Source organism: Bacillus cytotoxicus NVH 391-98 (assembly GCF_000017425.1).
GTDB classification, from domain to species: domain Bacteria; phylum Bacillota; class Bacilli; order Bacillales; family Bacillaceae_G; genus Bacillus_A; species Bacillus_A cytotoxicus.
In genome coordinates, this window is the sequence record NC_009674.1 from 803552 (window position 1) to 821219 (window position 17668).

The 17668-nt window shown below is 35.3% G+C and carries 10 protein-coding genes; 7 read left to right on the forward strand and 3 right to left on the reverse strand.

All coding sequences use genetic code 11. The features are described 5' to 3' along the window. Nucleotides 1–52 precede the first annotated feature (52 nt). Together BCER98_RS04005 and BCER98_RS04010 are read left to right on the forward strand one after the other, a co-directional pair. Nucleotides 53–1540, forward strand: a complete 1488-nt coding sequence (locus BCER98_RS04005; RefSeq protein WP_011983807.1) for a coproporphyrinogen III oxidase — start codon at nucleotides 53–55, stop codon at nucleotides 1538–1540. 346 nt (nucleotides 1541–1886) lie between these two features. Further along, nucleotides 1887–3443: a fatty acid--CoA ligase gene (locus BCER98_RS04010; protein ID WP_011983808.1), complete on the forward strand. Its 1557-nt coding sequence runs from the start codon at nucleotides 1887–1889 to the stop codon at nucleotides 3441–3443. A gap of 36 nt (nucleotides 3444–3479) precedes the next feature. Here BCER98_RS04010 and BCER98_RS04015 read toward each other — a convergent pair whose 3' ends face one another. Next, nucleotides 3480–3950 carry a hypothetical protein gene (locus BCER98_RS04015; RefSeq protein WP_011983809.1) on the reverse strand — a complete coding sequence of 157 codons (471 nt, stop codon included), beginning with the start codon at nucleotides 3948–3950 and terminating at the stop codon, nucleotides 3480–3482. 309 nt (nucleotides 3951–4259) lie between these two features. Here BCER98_RS04015 and BCER98_RS04020 point away from each other — a divergent pair, with 309 nt between their 5' ends. Beyond that, nucleotides 4260–4631 (forward strand): hypothetical protein, encoded by a 372-nt coding sequence (locus BCER98_RS04020; protein ID WP_011983810.1) that lies wholly within the window; start codon nucleotides 4260–4262, stop codon nucleotides 4629–4631. A 119-nt stretch (nucleotides 4632–4750) separates the two neighbouring features. On the opposite strand, the gene BCER98_RS04025 is transcribed toward BCER98_RS04020, so the two are convergent. After that, on the reverse strand, nucleotides 4751–5632 hold the full coding sequence (locus tag BCER98_RS04025) for an accessory Sec system S-layer assembly protein (RefSeq protein WP_011983811.1): 882 nt from the start codon (nucleotides 5630–5632) through the stop codon (nucleotides 4751–4753). Nucleotides 5633–5646: 14 nt separating this feature from the next. Then, the gene (gene secA2 / locus BCER98_RS04030; RefSeq protein WP_011983812.1) at nucleotides 5647–8010 is read right to left on the reverse strand and encodes an accessory Sec system translocase SecA2; all 2364 of its coding nucleotides are present in this window, start codon (nucleotides 8008–8010) and stop codon (nucleotides 5647–5649) included. A gap of 442 nt (nucleotides 8011–8452) precedes the next feature. On the opposite strand from secA2, the gene BCER98_RS04035 reads away from it, so the two are divergent. From BCER98_RS04035 to BCER98_RS04050, 4 genes are all read left to right on the forward strand, one after another. Further along, nucleotides 8453–9973 (forward strand): putative polysaccharide biosynthesis protein, encoded by a 1521-nt coding sequence (locus BCER98_RS04035; protein WP_011983813.1) that lies wholly within the window; start codon nucleotides 8453–8455, stop codon nucleotides 9971–9973. A gap of 182 nt (nucleotides 9974–10155) precedes the next feature. After that, the gene (gene csaB / locus BCER98_RS04040) at nucleotides 10156–11265 is read left to right on the forward strand and encodes a polysaccharide pyruvyl transferase CsaB (protein ID WP_011983814.1); all 1110 of its coding nucleotides are present in this window, start codon (nucleotides 10156–10158) and stop codon (nucleotides 11263–11265) included. Between the two features lie 600 nt (nucleotides 11266–11865). Beyond that, nucleotides 11866–14289, forward strand: a complete 2424-nt coding sequence (locus BCER98_RS04045; RefSeq protein ID WP_011983815.1) for an S-layer homology domain-containing protein — start codon at nucleotides 11866–11868, stop codon at nucleotides 14287–14289. Nucleotides 14290–15007: 718 nt separating this feature from the next. Further along, nucleotides 15008–17647, forward strand: a complete 2640-nt coding sequence (locus BCER98_RS04050; RefSeq protein ID WP_011983816.1) for an S-layer homology domain-containing protein — start codon at nucleotides 15008–15010, stop codon at nucleotides 17645–17647. Nucleotides 17648–17668: the final 21 nt, after the last annotated feature.

The following is a 17668-nucleotide window of genomic DNA, read 5'->3' on the forward strand; positions in this document are numbered from 1 at the left end:
AACGCCCTTCAAGTAAACTAAAGAGAGTTTACAAATGAAAAGGTGATAAGGGTTGTTAATTTCAATTAAAACGTTACAAGATGATCGTTTTTTACGTCCGCTACAACATATTAGTGGCTTGTTTTTTGAGGAGAGTACGATAGGGTTTGAGAAAGAAGGGGCAAATCTTATTGTTGATATACAAATTGAAGGAAATGTAATGGCTTCTGCCTGTTTAACAGACGTTGTGACAGGAAATGTATATAAGCAAACATTTTCTAAAGATTTATCTTCTTATGGAGTAGAAAAAGAACGTATGAAACAAGTGAAGCATGTTGTTTCCTATGTGTATCTTTCAGTTTTACAGCAACTAACTGGAATAAAACAGAGCTGGGGAATTTTAACAGGGGTACGTCCAACAAAACTTCTTCATAAAATGCTACAAAGTGGTATGTCAAAAGAAGAGGCGCATAAAGAACTTCGTGATAGTTATTTAATTGATGAAGAAAAGATTAAATTATTGCAGCGCATCGTCGATTGTCAATTATCAGTTATTCCTGATTTATATCGCTTAAAGGAAGAAGTAAGTATTTATATCGGTATTCCGTTTTGTCCAACGAAATGTGCGTATTGTACGTTCCCGGCTTATGCGATTAACGGGCGCCAAGGCTCTGTTGATTCATTCTTAGGCGGTTTGCATTATGAAATTCGTGAAATTGGTGCGTTCTTAAAGGAAAAGGGAATTAAAGTTACGACGATTTATTACGGCGGTGGTACACCGACAAGTATTACAGCAGAAGAGATGGATATGTTGTATGAACAAATGTATGAATCCTTTCCAAATGTGGAAAATGTGCGTGAAGTAACGGTTGAGGCAGGGCGTCCAGATACCATTACACCAGAAAAACTAGAAGTATTAAATAAATGGAATATTGACCGTATTAGCATTAATCCGCAGTCGTACCATCAAGAAACGTTAAAGGCGATTGGGCGCCATCATACAGTAGAAGAGACAATTGAGAAGTATCATTTAGCACGTAAAATGGGAATGAACAATATTAATATGGACTTAATTATTGGTCTTCCAGGTGAAGGGTTAGAAATCTTTCAGCATACGTTAGCTGAAACGGAAAAGTTAATGCCAGAATCATTAACTGTGCACACACTATCATTTAAACGTGCTTCTGAAATGACGCAAAATAAGCGCAAATATAAAGTTGCTGGTCGCGAAGAAATTACTGCGATGATGCATGAAGCAGAAGAGTGGACGAAAAAACATAATTACGTACCATACTACTTATATCGTCAAAAAAATATTTTAGGCAACTTAGAGAATGTAGGGTATGCGATGCCAACGCAAGAGAGCCTCTATAATATTGTAATTATGGAAGAAGTGCAGTCTATTATTGGTCTTGGTTGCGGTGCATCAAGTAAATTTGTTCATCCGAAAACAGGAGCCATTACGTATTTTGCCAATCCGAAAGATCCAAAGTCATACAATGATGGCTATGTAAAATATACAGAAGATAAGCTAAAGATTTTAGAAGAACTATTTTGTTAAACGAAAATAAGTCTGTCCTTTTGGATAGGCTCTTTTTTTGGTAGTGATGAGGTGGCGAATTTTGTCGTCTGATCGATATTTCGTGTCGAATCGCCGATATTTTTCATTTTGCGCTGATATTTCGTGCTCAATCGCCGATAAAAGTGCTACTTGCGCCGATATAATTTCATATATCGAGACCGCTTCTGTGATGATGTATGTTTTATTTCGCTATTTTAGGGCAATAACAGCCCGAGTGGTGATCATGTCGAGAAACATCAGAAAAAGAAAGTAAAAATGTGAAGGAAATGTCTATCTATACACGAAATGATAAATTTATGAAAGTATAAAGGGGGCATATTTTGGCATGTATATGACGATTGGGAGAATTTTTGATTTAACAGTTGGTAAGTATCCAAATAAAGAAGCATTGGTAGAACCGGCAAGAAATATTCGCTGGACATATACAGAATGGGATGAACAAGTAAATAAAACGGCGCATGCTTTATTAGCTGAAGGGGTGAAAAAAGGGGATACTGTATCGGTTTATTTATATAATTGTCATGAATTTGTAAACGTTTACCTAGCTTGTTCTAAAATCGGCGCAATCTTTAATCCAATTAATTTCCGCTTAAAAGCAAAAGAAGTCGCTTATATTCTTCAAGATGCATCCTCAAAAGTTGTTGTATTTGAAAAAGCTGTTGAACAAACAGTTGCCGCTATTGAAAAAGATTTCCCAAACAGTTCTTTTTGGTATATAGAAGATGACAAACCGAATTATGCTGAGTCATATCATGAAAAAGTACAGGCTGCACCATCAACAGAAGTCGATATAGTAGTAGAAGAAATAGACTTTTGTTCTATGCTATATACAAGTGGTACAACAGGTCATCCTAAAGGCGTGTTACATCGTCATCGTGAAATTGCAGAGCATAGTATGATTTGTACATATTTCTTAAAGTATAACAGAGATAGTATCGGGCTTTCGGTAGCGCCGCTTTATCACTGCGGAGAATTAAATGCTGGCATTTTGCCGCGTATTCAAGTCGGCGGAAAAAATGTTATTTTACACCACTTCGATACAAAGACAGTATTACATTCGATAGAAACGGAAAAAATTACAACATTCTTTGCCGCGCCAACGATGTGGAATATGATGTTACAAGAGGATTTGTCACAGTATGAATTACAATCGATGAAGGTTGGGATATATGGCGGCGCGGCAATGGCACCGGCACTTGTGAAAGAATGCAAGGAGCGTCTTTTTATTGATCTTGTCCAAATTTATGGTATGACAGAAATGGGACCAGTCGTTGCTTTTTTAGTAGAAGAAGATCAAATTACGAAAGCTGGTTCTGCGGGGACGCTTTGCTTTAGTCATGAAATTCGCATTGTGAAGCCGAATGAGGAGGGACCATCTGAACCAGATGATGTATTACTTCCTTATGAAGTAGGGGAGATTATTTTGCGTGGGCCATGTATGATGGCGGGCTATCATAATCATGATGAGGCGACAGCAAAAGCATTGTACAAGGGGTGGTACCATTCAGGTGATTTGGGATATTTAGATAGAGATGGTTATTTATATGTGGCTGATCGTGTAGACGATATGGTAATTAGCGGTGGAGTGAATATTTATCCGCGTGAAATTGAAGATTTCCTTCATAGTCATCCAGGTGTATTGGATGTTGCTGTTCTTGGTGAACCAGATGAATTGTGGGGGGAACGTGTTGTTGCAGTAATCGTGAAAAAAGATGAGTATGTAACAGCAGCTGATTTAGAAAAATTTTGTAAAGAAAGCGACCAATTGGCTGATTATAAGCGTCCACGCCATTATATATTTGTCGATGAACTTCCGCGAAATGCAAGCGGAAAGCTTCAAAAATTTATACTCCGTGAGTCGTTAAAAGGTGCGAAGAAATAGAAGAAAAACAGGAGTCAAAGGGCTCCTGTTTCATTCTTATTTACGTGAAAAGCCTTCTTCATCTAGGTATTCCGCTGCTTCTGGATAGGAATTAAATGTACCATCTAAGTTTAAGCTGGCGTACACGTTCCACATATCGTCTTCGTGAATGAGTGTAAGCGTATGACCATCTTCATTCCGCCATTCCTCTTCTGTTACCGGTGCAGCTTGTACCACGATTTCTTCTGGGGTATGTGATAGCCGCTCAATTGCTTTTTGAATGAGTGTTCGCAGTTCATCTGCTGAAAAATCGCGGATATTTACCATGCCTTTATCATCTGTTTTATAACCGCTAATTCCACTTGCATATACGAAACCATTTCCATTTGGGTGTAAATGATAGACAACGTTCTTTTTATCTAAACGACTTTCTTCAAAGTGAAAGTTAACGCGCTTTAACGATACATTTTTTCTTTCTAGTTGCGGGAAGGACTCGATAATTGATAATTTCTCTTCAAAAGTTAGCATAAAGCCTCCAAAGTATATAGTATAAGATTTAATTTGTTCATTATAGCATAGCGCGTTCTTTTTCTAAAGATGGAAGAGATCATTATATGTAGTGGTCAAAGTTGTTTTTTATCTTTCTACATACAGTGTTTATATGAATCTATGTTTGTAAGGTTTTAATATCGATATATTAGTATTTTATATTAAAGTTGACATTTAAAATTTTAGACAGTATAGTAACATTTTGTATTAGCAATATGCTATCATTAAGAATATATGAATTTAATCTTCCTTTTATTTGGAGGAGCGTTAAGCTGGAGGGAATATTTGATGTACAAACAGTTACCACATGGTGTAAAAATTGGGATTACGCGCTCAATTGTTGCTTCTTTTGAACAGTATATGAAAGACATTGAGTGGAATGCGGAAAAATTTGATATGCAACAGTTTGTTGAGCAGTGGAAACAATACTTATACACAAGATCGACTTGGCTTCATAAAGTAGATCGTGAACTAAAAGAACATCCAGATTTCCATCAAGCATTAGCAATGAGAGTAAACGAGAAAATAAATGAGCTAATTAATGAAGAGCCGACGGAAGAACAGAAAGAACAATTAAAGAAACATAAGGTAAAACATGTGGATGAAATGTGTAAATTAGAAGCACAGTATCATATTGACCGTTTACTTGTAACAAAATAGATTTTACATAGAAAAAGAGCCTATACAAAAGGATGAGGGACTCCATTCTTTTGTATAGGCTCTTTTAATGATAGAAATAAATAAGGGAAGACATGTTTACTCTGCCTTCTCTTATTTTATTAATCTTGTGGTACAATTGCTTTCCATGTGGATAAGTCCATCTCTTTTTTCAGTACGAAAGAAACAGGGAAGATAAATGACCACGGTTTTGTTGAATTTGCTTTAATTTCAAGGTTTGGTAATGTAAAAGCACCTTTCACAACTATTTCGCCAGATGCATCTTCGATATGAAGTGGAAGCTGCTTTAGTTGAATATTACGCTTGCAGCCATTACGGATTAAAATAGTCGCATGTAAATCGCCATTTTCTTTTTGAGCAGCTTGTAAACCTAAGAAGTTTAACTCACCATTTTGAGGAGGTGTTAAACTTTCTACAAAGTTGCGTAAAGCTTCCTTACCTTGTGGAGATAGTTGTGTTTCCCAAGTCGGATCTAAATCTAAGCGATGCTCGCCCTCTAATTCGAATGCTAATTGCCAATCTGTTTGAGATAATTCTGCATCGGTAATTGTTTCTTCATCGAATGTGAAAACCCAAGGCATATTTACATTGGCAGGAATATCGCCAATGTCTGATAAGTTAAATGTTTTACGTGCGCACAGCTCATCCTCTTTATTTAATAGTAATAACGTTACTTCTTCGAAAGAAATTGGCTTCGAAATGCTGCTGCGAATAAAAGCAGCTACAGCATAGGAGCCCTCACGCTTTTCAATTTCAATCCCAGATAAAGAAATTTGATTTTCTTGTAAACGTGGTAACTCTTTATGTAAGAACTGATAAATATATTTTTGTTCTTGAGCTACTTCCCCCCAGCTAGGATGAAAATATAGAACAGGTTTCACTGTTTTATTTTGGGGAGTTGCTTCTTTTTGACCAAATAATTGATCACTTGAAACAGCGGAATCCTTCCCTTTTTTCTTTGCTCTTTTTAAAAATGACAGCATAAAACTTCACCTCATTATACGTTTTGTGGCACTGTTAAGTGACGTGCGACATATCGGCACATATCTTTTTCGAAAGTGCTATATGTATATAAGAAAATTTCCAGCCCTTCTTTTTGATAAAGGCGTGTCGGGTCTTCTTGTTGATAGTGTCTTAGTCCAATACCTTCTTTTAAATGGTTCATTGCTTCTAAGTGGTTAATCCAGTTTTGATCTAGGAAGTGAAGACCAACTTGGCGTAATGACTGTTGTAAGTCTGTATGGCTATCTAGTTCTTTGACGCGCTCAATATAATCAGCAATTGTATCTTTTAATTCAGCCTGTAAATCTTCAGGAGAATGGATATTATTAGCCGATAGTTCTGGGAACGATTCAGATGGTAAAACTTCCTGTAAAGCAGCTATTAATTTTGTGAAATCCCATTCTTCCGGAAGCATTCCTTCTAGAAGATGTTGTTTTGCAATGGCATCGACTGCATGTTCAATCATCGGAATGAAAGTTTCTATCATATCTGTTTCCTCATTTAAGAAACGATTGCGAAGTTTATAAATGACATTTCGTTGATCATTAATCACATCATCTAATTTTAAGTTATATTCACGCATAGAGAAATGGCTACCTTCACAAATTAATTGTGTACGGTTAACAAAGTCATGAATTTTTGCTGATTGAATAAGACCTGAACTGTCTGCTTGTAGTGATTTTTTTAACTTTTCCACTTCTTCATGTGCAAAGCGCTGGATTAAATCATCTTCTAATGAAAGGAAGAACTGAGAACTTCCAGGGTCACCTTGTCGACCAGCGCGTCCCTTTAATTGGTTATCAACGCGGCGAGATTCATGGCGCTCTGTACCGATTACATGCAATCCCCCAAGCTCATGAACACCTTCACCTAGCAAAATATCGGTTCCGCGTCCAGCCATATTTGTCGCAATTGTAATTTGTCCTTTTTGACCGGCTGTTGCAATTAAGTCCGCTTCTTGCTCAGCGCTTTTAGCATTTAATAACTGGTAGGACAATCCAGCTTCATCTAAATAACGAGCAACCGTTTCGGATTGCAAAATGGACATTGTCCCAATTAAAATAGGTTGTCCCGTTTTATGACGTTTGATGACTTCTTCACGCACAGCTTTATATTTAGCGTCAGCGGTTACGTATACGACATCTTTTTTATCTTCACGAATAACAGGACGATTCGTTGGAATCGGGATCACTTCCATATTATACACACGGTTGAATTCTTTTTCTTCCGTTTTCGCTGTACCAGTCATTCCAGATAATGTAGGATACATACGGAAGAAGTTTTGAATTGTAATCGATGCTTGGGTTTGATTTTCCTCTGTAATTTGTAAGCCTTCTTTTGCTTCAATTGCTTGATGTAATCCATCGCTTAAAGAGCGTCCATCCATCACGCGCCCTGTAAAAATATCAACGAGCATAATCTTATCATCATGGACAATGTAGTCAACATCTCGTTGGAAGGTTACATGCGCACGTAGCGCTTGAATCATATAATGATACAATGTTTGATGTTCAAGATCATATAAGTTATCAATATCAAATAAATCTTCTATTTTCGAAATTCCTTCCTCTGTGAAACTAGAAGATTTTGTTTCTGCATCGTATGTATAATGCAAAGTATCTTTAAATGATTGAATAACCTTTGCACATAAATAGTGTAATTCAGAACTACTTGATTTTTTTCCAGCGATAATAAGTGGTGTTTTAGCTTCATCAATTAAGACACTATCGATTTCATCAATAATCGCAAAATGGTACGGGCGTTGTACTTGATCTGCTAAGGAAGGAGCCATATTATCACGAAGATAGTCAAATCCGAATTCTGTTCCGATACCATATGTAATATCAGCTTGATAGGCAAGTTTCTTTTCAGATGGATCAATTTGTGGGATGTTTAGCCCAACTTGTAAACCAAGAAACTCATGCACTTGTCCGATTAACTCTTTATCCCGTTTTGCTAAATAATCGTTTACTGTAATAACATGAACCCCTTTGCCTTCTAGAGCACGCACATATGTCGGTAAAGAAGAAACGAGCGTTTTCCCTTCACCAGTTGGCATTTCAGCGATATTTCCTTCTAATAATACAAGTCCTCCAATTAACTGAACATCATAGTGACGCAAGCCAAGTACGCGCTTTGCGGCTTCACGTACAACCGCGAATGCCTCTACTTTTATATTATCAATTGTTTTTCCGTTTTGGAGCATATTTTGAAATATCGTTGTTTTTTGACGCAATTCTTCATCTGATAAACGTTCCATGTCCGGTTCTAATTGATTTATTTTATTTACGAGTTGTTCATACTTTTTTAACTTTCTTTTCTGAGAATCTCCTAACAGCTTTTTTACCGAATTCAGCATTTTGTAACACTCCTCTTACTGACAATAGCTTCATTATATCACATGTTTCTCTAGAAAAAGTAGAAGGAGTAAATAGAAGAAAAATATGGGTAATAAACTTACATTTCATACATTTTATTTTCGATAGAAAAAGAAAGAGAGTATTCAATATATGAGAAATTTGGTATGATAACTTAATGAGATAAGGTGGTGCTTGTACGAATTTTGAAGAGCATTTCGAAAGAGAACATCCTACTATATATAGAAGTGGTCAGTGTTTTTATCAGCTATGTTATATGAAATGAAAAAGAAAATGAATGTAAATTTTCTTTTTGTTTCATGGCTATGGTTTATATGCTCGGAAAGTGAATTTATATATATTGTGTATACACTTTATCTATTTGAATATTTCGATAAAAATATTCAAAATTCATTCAATATATGAAAAGAAAAGAGAAGGAACATGAATAAAAAGTTCGTTAAAGGGGCTGCGATTTTAACGATTACAACGTTTCTATCGAAGCTGTTGGGAAGTTTTTTTCAAATCCCATTACAAAACATTGCAGGAGATGAGGTATTAGGTATTTTTCGCCTTGTTTTTCCTGTATATATGATAGCTTTAACTTTATCGGTTGCCGGGGTTCCAGTAGCGATATCTAAATTAATAGCAGAACTTCATGAAAAGAATGAGCAAGAAAGGATAGCGAAATTATTTACTTCTGCCTCTATTATAGGCAGTATATTTGGATTAATTGGCTGCGTTGTTATTGTACTTGGATCTAGCACAATTGCTAATATGCTTGGAGGGCAAGAGACAAGACTGTCACTTATTATCACTTCATTTGCACTTTTGGTTGCGCCGTATATGGCAGTATATCGCGGGTATTTTCAAGGGTTTGGAGATATGGCTCCAACTGGCGTGTCACAAGTGATTGAACAGTTTGTTCGCGTGTTTTTTATGCTGACAATTGCGTATGTATGTGTTGTTTGGAATGAAAGTAGCGATGTCGTAACAGGTGGGGCGATGATTGGCGCGGTTCTTGGCGTAATGAGCTCACTGCTATACTTGCGTGTCCAGTATAGTAAAAGTCCATATCGTTATAAGACGAAAACATACACATTTCAAGACTTGAAACGAGATGGAAAGAGAATATTGCACATTTCGATTCCGATTGCAATTGGCGCGTTATCTATGCCCATTTTAAATTTAATAGACTCCATTACCATTCCGAGTTTACTGCATGAATCCTCTGAAACGATTCATGCGCAATTTGGTATATATAGTCGCGGCTTTGCTTTTACGCAATTAATTGTCGTGTTTGCGAGTGCTATGGTATTTCCGCTAATTCCATTATTAACGTCAGCTTTAACGAAGCACGACACCCAGTTAGCGAGAGTAACAGTGCAGCGTACAACAGAACTTGCCCATGTTTTAACAATGCCTATGACAGTTTGGCTCATTGCGTTAACAGTACCTTTAAATGTAGGTTTGTTTACAGATGCGAAAGGGAGCGGTATGTTAGCCGTTGTGATTGGTAGTTCGTATTTTACTTCACTTATGGTATTATCAATAGGTATTTTGCAAGGCATTAATCATTCGATGAAAGCTGCATGGATTGTGATTTGTGCAAGTTTCGTAAAGATTATATTCAATATTGTACTTGTGGGAGAGTTTGGTATAAGCGGAGCAGCTTATAGCACGCTGTTTATATATATATTGATTTGTATTGTAAATCAAATGTATATTCGTAAATATCTTGCGTATTCCATTCATATAGGCAGATTTTTTGCTGTCATTTGTGTATCCTGTATTTTAGGATTTGGTTTATATGAGGTATCTACTACCATACCTGTAACGGATTCAAGATTTTTTGCGCTTTTATACAGCGGAATCGCATTTTGTTTGGCAACGCTATTATATGGTTTATGTGCATTAAAACTTGACTGGATATCGAAAGAACAGATATCCTTTTTAAGGAAATAGAACATTTAGTACTCTCATTTGTAGAGATTCATATCCGCTGATGCGGAATAGATAAAAGCAATGAATAGCTTTAGTAGGGAAGCTATTAGTTTTATGTTATCAAACCTTTTTTATCAAGGAGTTGATGGCCATTTGTTTAAGTACAAAAAGAGTTGATTGCGAAATGTTGGAGGAGATTAAGAGTGCGGTTAGTTTTATCAGGATATTACGGTTTTTATAATGTTGGGGACGAAGCGATTTTGCAGTCAATTATTAAGGCATTACATGAAGAGGATCCTACTCTTCAACTTGTTGTACTTTCCAATGATCCTGACTATACAAGGAAAATGTACGGTGTAGAAGCAGTAAATCGCTGGGATATAAAAGCGATTTATCGCGAGATAAAACAAAGTAATGGTCTCATTAGTGGAGGCGGTAGCTTATTACAAGATAAAACGAGTATTAAAAGCATCTTATATTATACAGGTATTATGCGCTTAGCTCGTTTTTTGAAGAAACCGTACTATATTTATGCACAAGGAATTGGTCCCATTACAAAGAAGCAAAATCGATTATTAGTAAAATGGCATGTGTCAAAAGCAGAATATATCTCAGTGCGTGATGAAGACTCTTTTCTGTATTTAAAAGAAATTGGTATTAAGAAAGGTATTGAACTTGTCCCTGACCCCGTATTAGCTTGTCAGCCAGAGCAGCAACATTCAGGCTGGTTACAAAAGCAATCTGTTCAGGGGAAAGTGATTGCAGTGAGTGTTCGTTACTGGGATGCAAAAGAAGATTATATGAGAAAGTTAGCCGAAACGTTAAAGAAGTTTAAGCAAGAGGGCTATCATATTTTGTTTGTACCGATGCATGGACCGTTCGATCAAAATGCATCTCGTGATATTATTAATTTAATGGGGGAAGAAGCTCATATGCTCCCGTATAAAATGGATATTCACGAAAAAATTGCTATTTTATCAGAATGTTCCCTGTTAATTGGAATGAGACTCCATGCGCTTATATTTGCTGCAGTAGCAAATATACCTATGATTGGTATTTCATACGATCCAAAGATTGATTCCTTTTTACAACAAGTGAATCAGCCGATCATTGGCAACGTAGATGGAGATTGGACAGCGGAAACATTATATAGCATGGCGATGAAACAACTTCAACAAAAAGAAAATGTACAGTTGACACTAGGTCAGCGCGTGGAAGAATTACGTGAACAAATTTCAAAAGCTTCCAAGCACATTATTTATGATTTACATACAAGAGAAGGGGCAAAAAGAGAAGTGAAATCGAAAATTTAGAAGTCATTCCCTCTTTTATAAATAACACTAAAAATATATAAGAATGAGAGAACGAATCAATATGATAATCTAGCTTCTAGATTATGAAAAAATATATCAATAATGTGAGTGAATAAAAAAGATCAAGGTGATTGTGACACCTTGATCTTTTTTATTTATATGCTTTTCGCGAAAAGAAGTCTGTTTTGTCGTATAAAGTCGAAAAATAGTAACAATTAGATGTTGAAATATGACGATTGTACCTGTTATAGTTGAATATAGATATATCTAAAGAATACGAATGTAATTTAGATGAAATCCTTTATATATATGTATTTTTTTGATTTTATTGGAAGTTATTTTTCCGTAGAAATAGAAAATTACATATTTAAGAAATTGAAATGTTACCATTTTTGTCGAAATTAACTGTTGAAAAATGTTTAAAAATATCCAAAAATGGTGTATTATGTTTATTGTTCTACTTTATGGATGATTTTTTCATTCTATTAAGATGAATTTTTAACACATTATATTTACTAGTTTCATAATTTATCAAAAAATACATTTTTATACATACATTATGAAGCTAGTATTACATTCCTGAAGGAGGAAATAGATAAAATGGCAAAGAATAACTCTTACAAAAAAGTAATCGCTGGTACAATGACAGCTGCAATGGTAGCAGGCGTTGTTTCTCCAGTAGCAGCAGCAGGTAAAACATTCCCAGACGTAGAAAATCACTGGTCAAAAGACTCAGTTTACTACTTAGTAGAAAAAGGTGCTATCAAAGGTAACGATGACGGTACATTTGCTCCTGACCGCACAGTAACTCGTGCAGAAGCAGCTACAATGATGGCTCAAATTTTAAACTTAAAAATTGAAGAAAATGCAAAACCATCTTTCAAAGATGCTCAAGATCACTGGGCTTCAAAATTCATCGCAGCTGTAGAAAAAGCTGGTGTAGTTGCAGGTAAAGGTGACGGCACATTCGATCCAAATGGAAAAATCGATCGTGCTTCAATGGCAGCTATGCTTGTAGGAGCTTACAAATTAGATTCTAAAGTAAGTGGAGAATTAAAAACGAAATTCGATGACTTAAAAAATCATTGGGGTGAAAAGAAAGCGAACATCCTAGTTGAATTAGGAATCTCTGTAGGTACAGGTAGCGCTTGGGAGCCAAACAAATCTGTAACTCGTGCAGAAGCAGCTCAATTTATTGCAAACACTGATAAGAAGTTCGGTGCAGCAGCAAAAGTTGACTCTGCAAAAGTAGCTACATCTCAAAAATTAGAAGTTAAATTCGACAAAGCTGTTGAAAAATTAACTAAAGAAGATGTGAAGGTAGCAAACAAAGCTAACAACGATAAAGTATTAGTTAAAGATGTAACTTTATCTGAAGATAAAACAACTGCTACAGTTGAATTATACGGTAAACTAGAAGCTAAACAAACTTACACTGTAGATGTAAATAATGTTGGTAAAACAGAAGTAACTGTTGGCTCTTTAGAACCAAAAACAATTGAAATGGCTGATCAAACAGTTGTAGCTGGAAAAGCAACTAAATTACAATACAAAGTTACTGATGAAAACGGTACTGAAATTGTTTCACCAACTGGTATTGAATTTGAAACTCCAGCTGCTGAAGGAACAATTAAAAACGGTGAGATTACTTTAGCAAAAGGTACTTCAACTACTGTAAAAGCAGTATACAAAAAAGGCGGTAAAGTAGTAGCTGAAAGTAAAACTGTAAAAGTTTCTGCTGAAGGTGCTACAGTAGCTTCAATCTCTAATTGGACAGTTACAGAACAAAATAAAGCTGACTTTACTTCTAAAGATTTCAAACAAAATAATAAAGTTTATGAAGGCGACAATGCTTACGTTCAAGTAGAATTGAAAGATCAATTTAATGTGGTAACAACTGGAAATGTTGAATATGAATCATTAAATACAGAAGTAGCAGTGGTAGATAAAGCTACAGGTAAAGTAACAGTACTAAGTGCAGGCAAAGCGCCAGTAAAAGTAACTGTTAAAGATGAAAACGGTAAAGAACTTGCTACAAAAACAGTTGAAATCGAAACTTTTGCTAAAAAAGCAATGAACGAAATTAAATTAGAAAAAACAAACTTAACTCTTTCTACAAAAGATGTAACAGACTTCAAAGTAGAAGCACCGGTATTAGACCAATATGGCAAAGACTTTGTTGCTGATAAAGTAGAAGTAAAAGTTTACGATAAAGATGGCAAAGAACTAAAAGAACATGCATTAAAAGCTGATTATAAAAACAAAGAATTAGTAGTAAATTCTAACGGCCAAAAAGCTGGTAAATACACAGTAGAATTAACAGCTATTTCTGGTGAAAAAGAAGTTAAAGCTAAATTAGCATTAGAGTTAAAAGACCCAGGTTTATTCTCTAAATTTGAAGTTCGTGGTTTAGAGAACGAATTAGATAAATATGTTACTGATGAACACAAGAAAAATGAAATGACTGTTTCGATTCTTCCAGTTGATGCAAATGGTTTAGTTCTAAATGGTGCAGAAAAGGCTAAATTAGAAGTAACAACAACAGATAAAGAAGGTAAAGAAGTACCTGCAACTAGTGCACAAATTTCTGTACAAGATAACCGTGTAATTACTGTTGGTACAGCTGCAAAAGCTGGTGAAACTTATAAAGTAGCTGTTAAATTAGCTGATGGTAAGTTAATCACAACTCACTCATTTAAAGTTGTTGATACAGCACCAGCTGCTAAAAAACTAGCAGTAGAATTTACAAGCACAACTCTTAAAGATGTGGCTCCAAAAGCTGATTTAAAAGCTGAGCTTGCAAACATTCTATCTGTTGATAACGTACCTGCAACTGAAGCAAGTGCAACTGTAACTGATGTGAAATTTGTTTCTGCAGATACAAATGTTGTAGCTGATGAAACTGGTTTATTTGGTGAAAAAGGTTCAACTTCTGTCTTTGTTAAAGAACTTACTGTTAAAAAAGGTGAGAAAACACAAAAAGTTGAATTTGACAAACCAGTAAGAGTAGCTGTAATCTATTAAAGAAGCACCAAAAAACTAATTTAAAATCATTTGATACATTAAATGATTAGTAAAAGCCTATGAGAAAATAGACAAAAGTCTATGAGTATCATAGGCTTTTTATTTGGTTTACAAAATAAAAAATTCTCAATTTTACTATATATCTTTATTGAGAAATATATCCTCACCCTATCAAAACCTCTTGCAATATATGTAAAGATTTTGTAAATCCCAATATTTTCTTACTAAAAATAGATTAGAAATATGAATGATATTGTCGAAAAACGAGGTATATTGTCATTAAAAGTCTGAATATTACAGATGCTGCAAAAAAATATTTGGATAATAATGTGTTTATTTGTGATATAATTCCATTTGTGTATTTGATATACAAATGGAAAAATTGATCCTATGGAATAGTAGAAGTGGTTTTATTATTGACTATATCTTGATAACACAATAAAAAGTTGAATTATCGGAAAATGTCGAATCTTCTTTTGATAAAACTGTTGAAAAAAAATAACCGAATATAGTATGATGAACTTGTTTCAAAAAGATAGTAAAAATGTATTATTTTACCTAATATTTTTTCTACTATCTATAATTATGTGAAACTCTTTGGAATTTGTATGTATGTTTGTATGTAGTTTTTCGATTAATAGGTTTATAAGTAACTAGTTTTCAAATTACATATGATTATGAAACTAGTAACATAGTCCTAAAGGAGGAAAAGAGAGAAATGGCAAAGAATAACTCTTACAAGAAAGTAATTGCAGGTACAATGACAGCGGCAATGGTGGCGGGAGTTGTATCTCCAGTAGCAGCGGAAAATAAATCGTTCCCAGATGTTCCATCTGATCATTGGGCAGCAGAATCCATTTATTATTTAGTAGATCAAGGTGCTATCAAAGGTAAACCAGATGGCACATATGGTCCAAGTGAAGCGATTGACCGCGCTTCTGCAGCAACGATCTTTGCACAGCTTTTAGAATTACCAATTGATGAAAATGCTCAGCCATCTTTCAAAGATGCTAAAAATACATGGGCTGCAAAATACATTGCGGCAGTTGAAAAAGCAGGTGTTATCGTCGGTGACGGTAAAGATAACTTCTATCCAGAAGGTAAAATCGATCGTGCTTCTTTCGCATCTATGTTAGTAAATGCATATAACTTAAAAGATAAAGTAAACGGCACATTAGTGACAAAATTTGATGACTTAAGAGGACATTGGGGCGAAGAAAAAGCAAATATCCTCGTTAACCTTGGCATTTCTGTAGGTACAGGTAAGGCTTGGGAGCCAGATAAATCTGTAACTCGTGCAGAGGCAGCTCAATTTATTGCACAAACACATAGTAAATATGGAAAAGAAGATAACAGTGAAGCGAAAGTAACGAACGTTTCTGTTTCTGGACCAACAGAGTTAACATTAACTGGTACAGGATTGAAAAAGCTTGCTGCTGAAGATGTAACGCTTGAAGGAAACAAAGCGATTGCAATTCAAGCAAGTGAAGATGGAAAAACAGCAACTGTAACACTTAGCGGTAAAGTTGCTCCAAATAAAGATCTTACTGTAAAAGTAAAAGATGATTCATTCAATGCGAAATATGTATATGAAGTGAAAAAATTACGTGTAGAACCACTTACATTTGATGACGATCGTGCAGGTCAAGCAGTTGTATTTAAAGTGAATGACGAAAAAGGCAACGCTGACATCGAATATTTAGATATAGCTGGTTACGATGTGAAATTTGTTGCGAATAACTTAGATGGTACTCCGGCAGAAATCTTTGAAGGAGGTTCTGCAGAGTCAACAACTGGTAAACTAGCTGAAGGTATCGCTGAAGGTAAATATAAAGTGGAAGTACAAGTGACAAAACGCGGCGGCATTACCATTACAAACACTGGCTTTATCGAAGTGAAAAACCTTGATGCAGAAGCAACAGCAATTAAAAATGTTGTCTTTGCAGTAGATGCAAATAGAGACGGAAAAGTAAATTATGCTAAAGTACTAAATGGAACAGACTTTACTTTAAATAGTAAAACATTAGTTGCTGGTGAAAAAGCAGGTATCCATAAAGTTGTTGCTCAAATTAATAAAGAGAACAAAGTTGTTGATCCTAATGCAATTAGCTTGAAATCATCTAATCCAGGTGTTATCTCCGTGAAAAACGGTGAAATTAAAGCGGAAGCAGCTGGTTCTGCAACACTTACTGTTAAAGTGGGCGATGTAACAAAAGACTTTAACTTTGTTGTAAAAACGGATGCACGTAAACTTACAACTGTAAAAGCAAATCCAGATCAATTAAAAGTTGTTGAAGGCAAAGAGTTACCAGTAACATTTGTAACAACTGACCAATATGGCGATCCATTTGGTGCAAACACTGACGCAATTAAAGAAGTGTTACCGCAAACAGGTATTGTAAAAGCTCTAGATGTTACTACAACAAAAGAAGGTTCAATTGGCACATCTTCTATTCTAGTAAAAGGTGCGAAAGTGGGAGCAGGTACAATCCACTTCCAAAACCCAAATAACAATGCAAGCGGCGAAGGTTACGGCTCACTTCATGTTGAAGTTACGAAGAGCAATATCGGTCATGACGCTCCACGTTTCGAGCTAGTTTCTAAAGCAGGTCAAAAAGATCAAGCAGCAGATACTACACTTGCAGCAGGAAATACAGTTGCATATCAATTATCTAACTACACTACAGAAGGTGTATATGCAGATGCAGCAAGCTTAGAAGGTTACGAATTTAGAGTAGGTAATGAGGAAATTGCGGAAGCTAAAATTGATGGAAAAACATTAAAAGTAACAGGTAAAAAAGCAGGTGTTACAGATGTTATTTTAACGAAAGATGGCGCTACAGCTGGACACGCTACAATTACTGTTACACAAGAAAATATTCAAATTACATCTGTTAAATTTAAAGATGTAGAAGTGGAACAATTTGAAAATCGTAAAGTAGATATTCATAGAGTACTTGACGTTGTGAAGAGTGATAAAGATGATGTTATAAACGGCATCAAATTAAATATCAACACAGAACATAAAGTACGTATTGTAGATGATGCAGCAAATCCAGAACAAGGTAAACTTTACCTTGACCGCAACGACAATGCTACATTTGATGGTAACGATGTTGCGCTTGGTTATGTAACAGCTGTGAAATCAAATGATACAGTATCTAAAGAAGGAAATGAACTATTCGACTTCTTAGCTGATGAAACTGCTGATAAGAAAAATGATGTCTTCAAAGGTGTAACAACTGCATTTGGAGATAAAGGTACAGTTATCTTTAAAGTATTGAAAGATAGAGTTGCACCAACTACTGAGTATGGTACAAAAGCTGTAACAATCAACGTAATTAAAGAAGAAATCTAATTGATTACTAATCCCTGCGCT

Bases quoted from the DNA above. Each gene is read 5' to 3' on its own strand.
- BCER98_RS04010 (WP_011983808.1), top strand. From the start codon at position 1,887: ATGTATATGACGATTGGGAGAATTTTTGATTTAACAGTTGGTAAGTAT.
- BCER98_RS04015 (WP_011983809.1), bottom strand. From the start codon at position 3,950: ATGCTAACTTTTGAAGAGAAATTATCAATTATCGAGTCCTTCCCGCAA.
- BCER98_RS04020 (WP_011983810.1), top strand. From the start codon at position 4,260: ATGTACAAACAGTTACCACATGGTGTAAAAATTGGGATTACGCGCTCA.
- BCER98_RS04025 (WP_011983811.1), bottom strand. From the start codon at position 5,632: ATGCTGTCATTTTTAAAAAGAGCAAAGAAAAAAGGGAAGGATTCCGCT.
- secA2 (WP_011983812.1), bottom strand. From the start codon at position 8,010: ATGCTGAATTCGGTAAAAAAGCTGTTAGGAGATTCTCAGAAAAGAAAG.
- BCER98_RS04035 (WP_011983813.1), top strand. From the start codon at position 8,453: ATGAATAAAAAGTTCGTTAAAGGGGCTGCGATTTTAACGATTACAACG.
- BCER98_RS04045 (WP_011983815.1), top strand. From the start codon at position 11,866: ATGGCAAAGAATAACTCTTACAAAAAAGTAATCGCTGGTACAATGACA.
- BCER98_RS04050 (WP_011983816.1), top strand. From the start codon at position 15,008: ATGGCAAAGAATAACTCTTACAAGAAAGTAATTGCAGGTACAATGACA.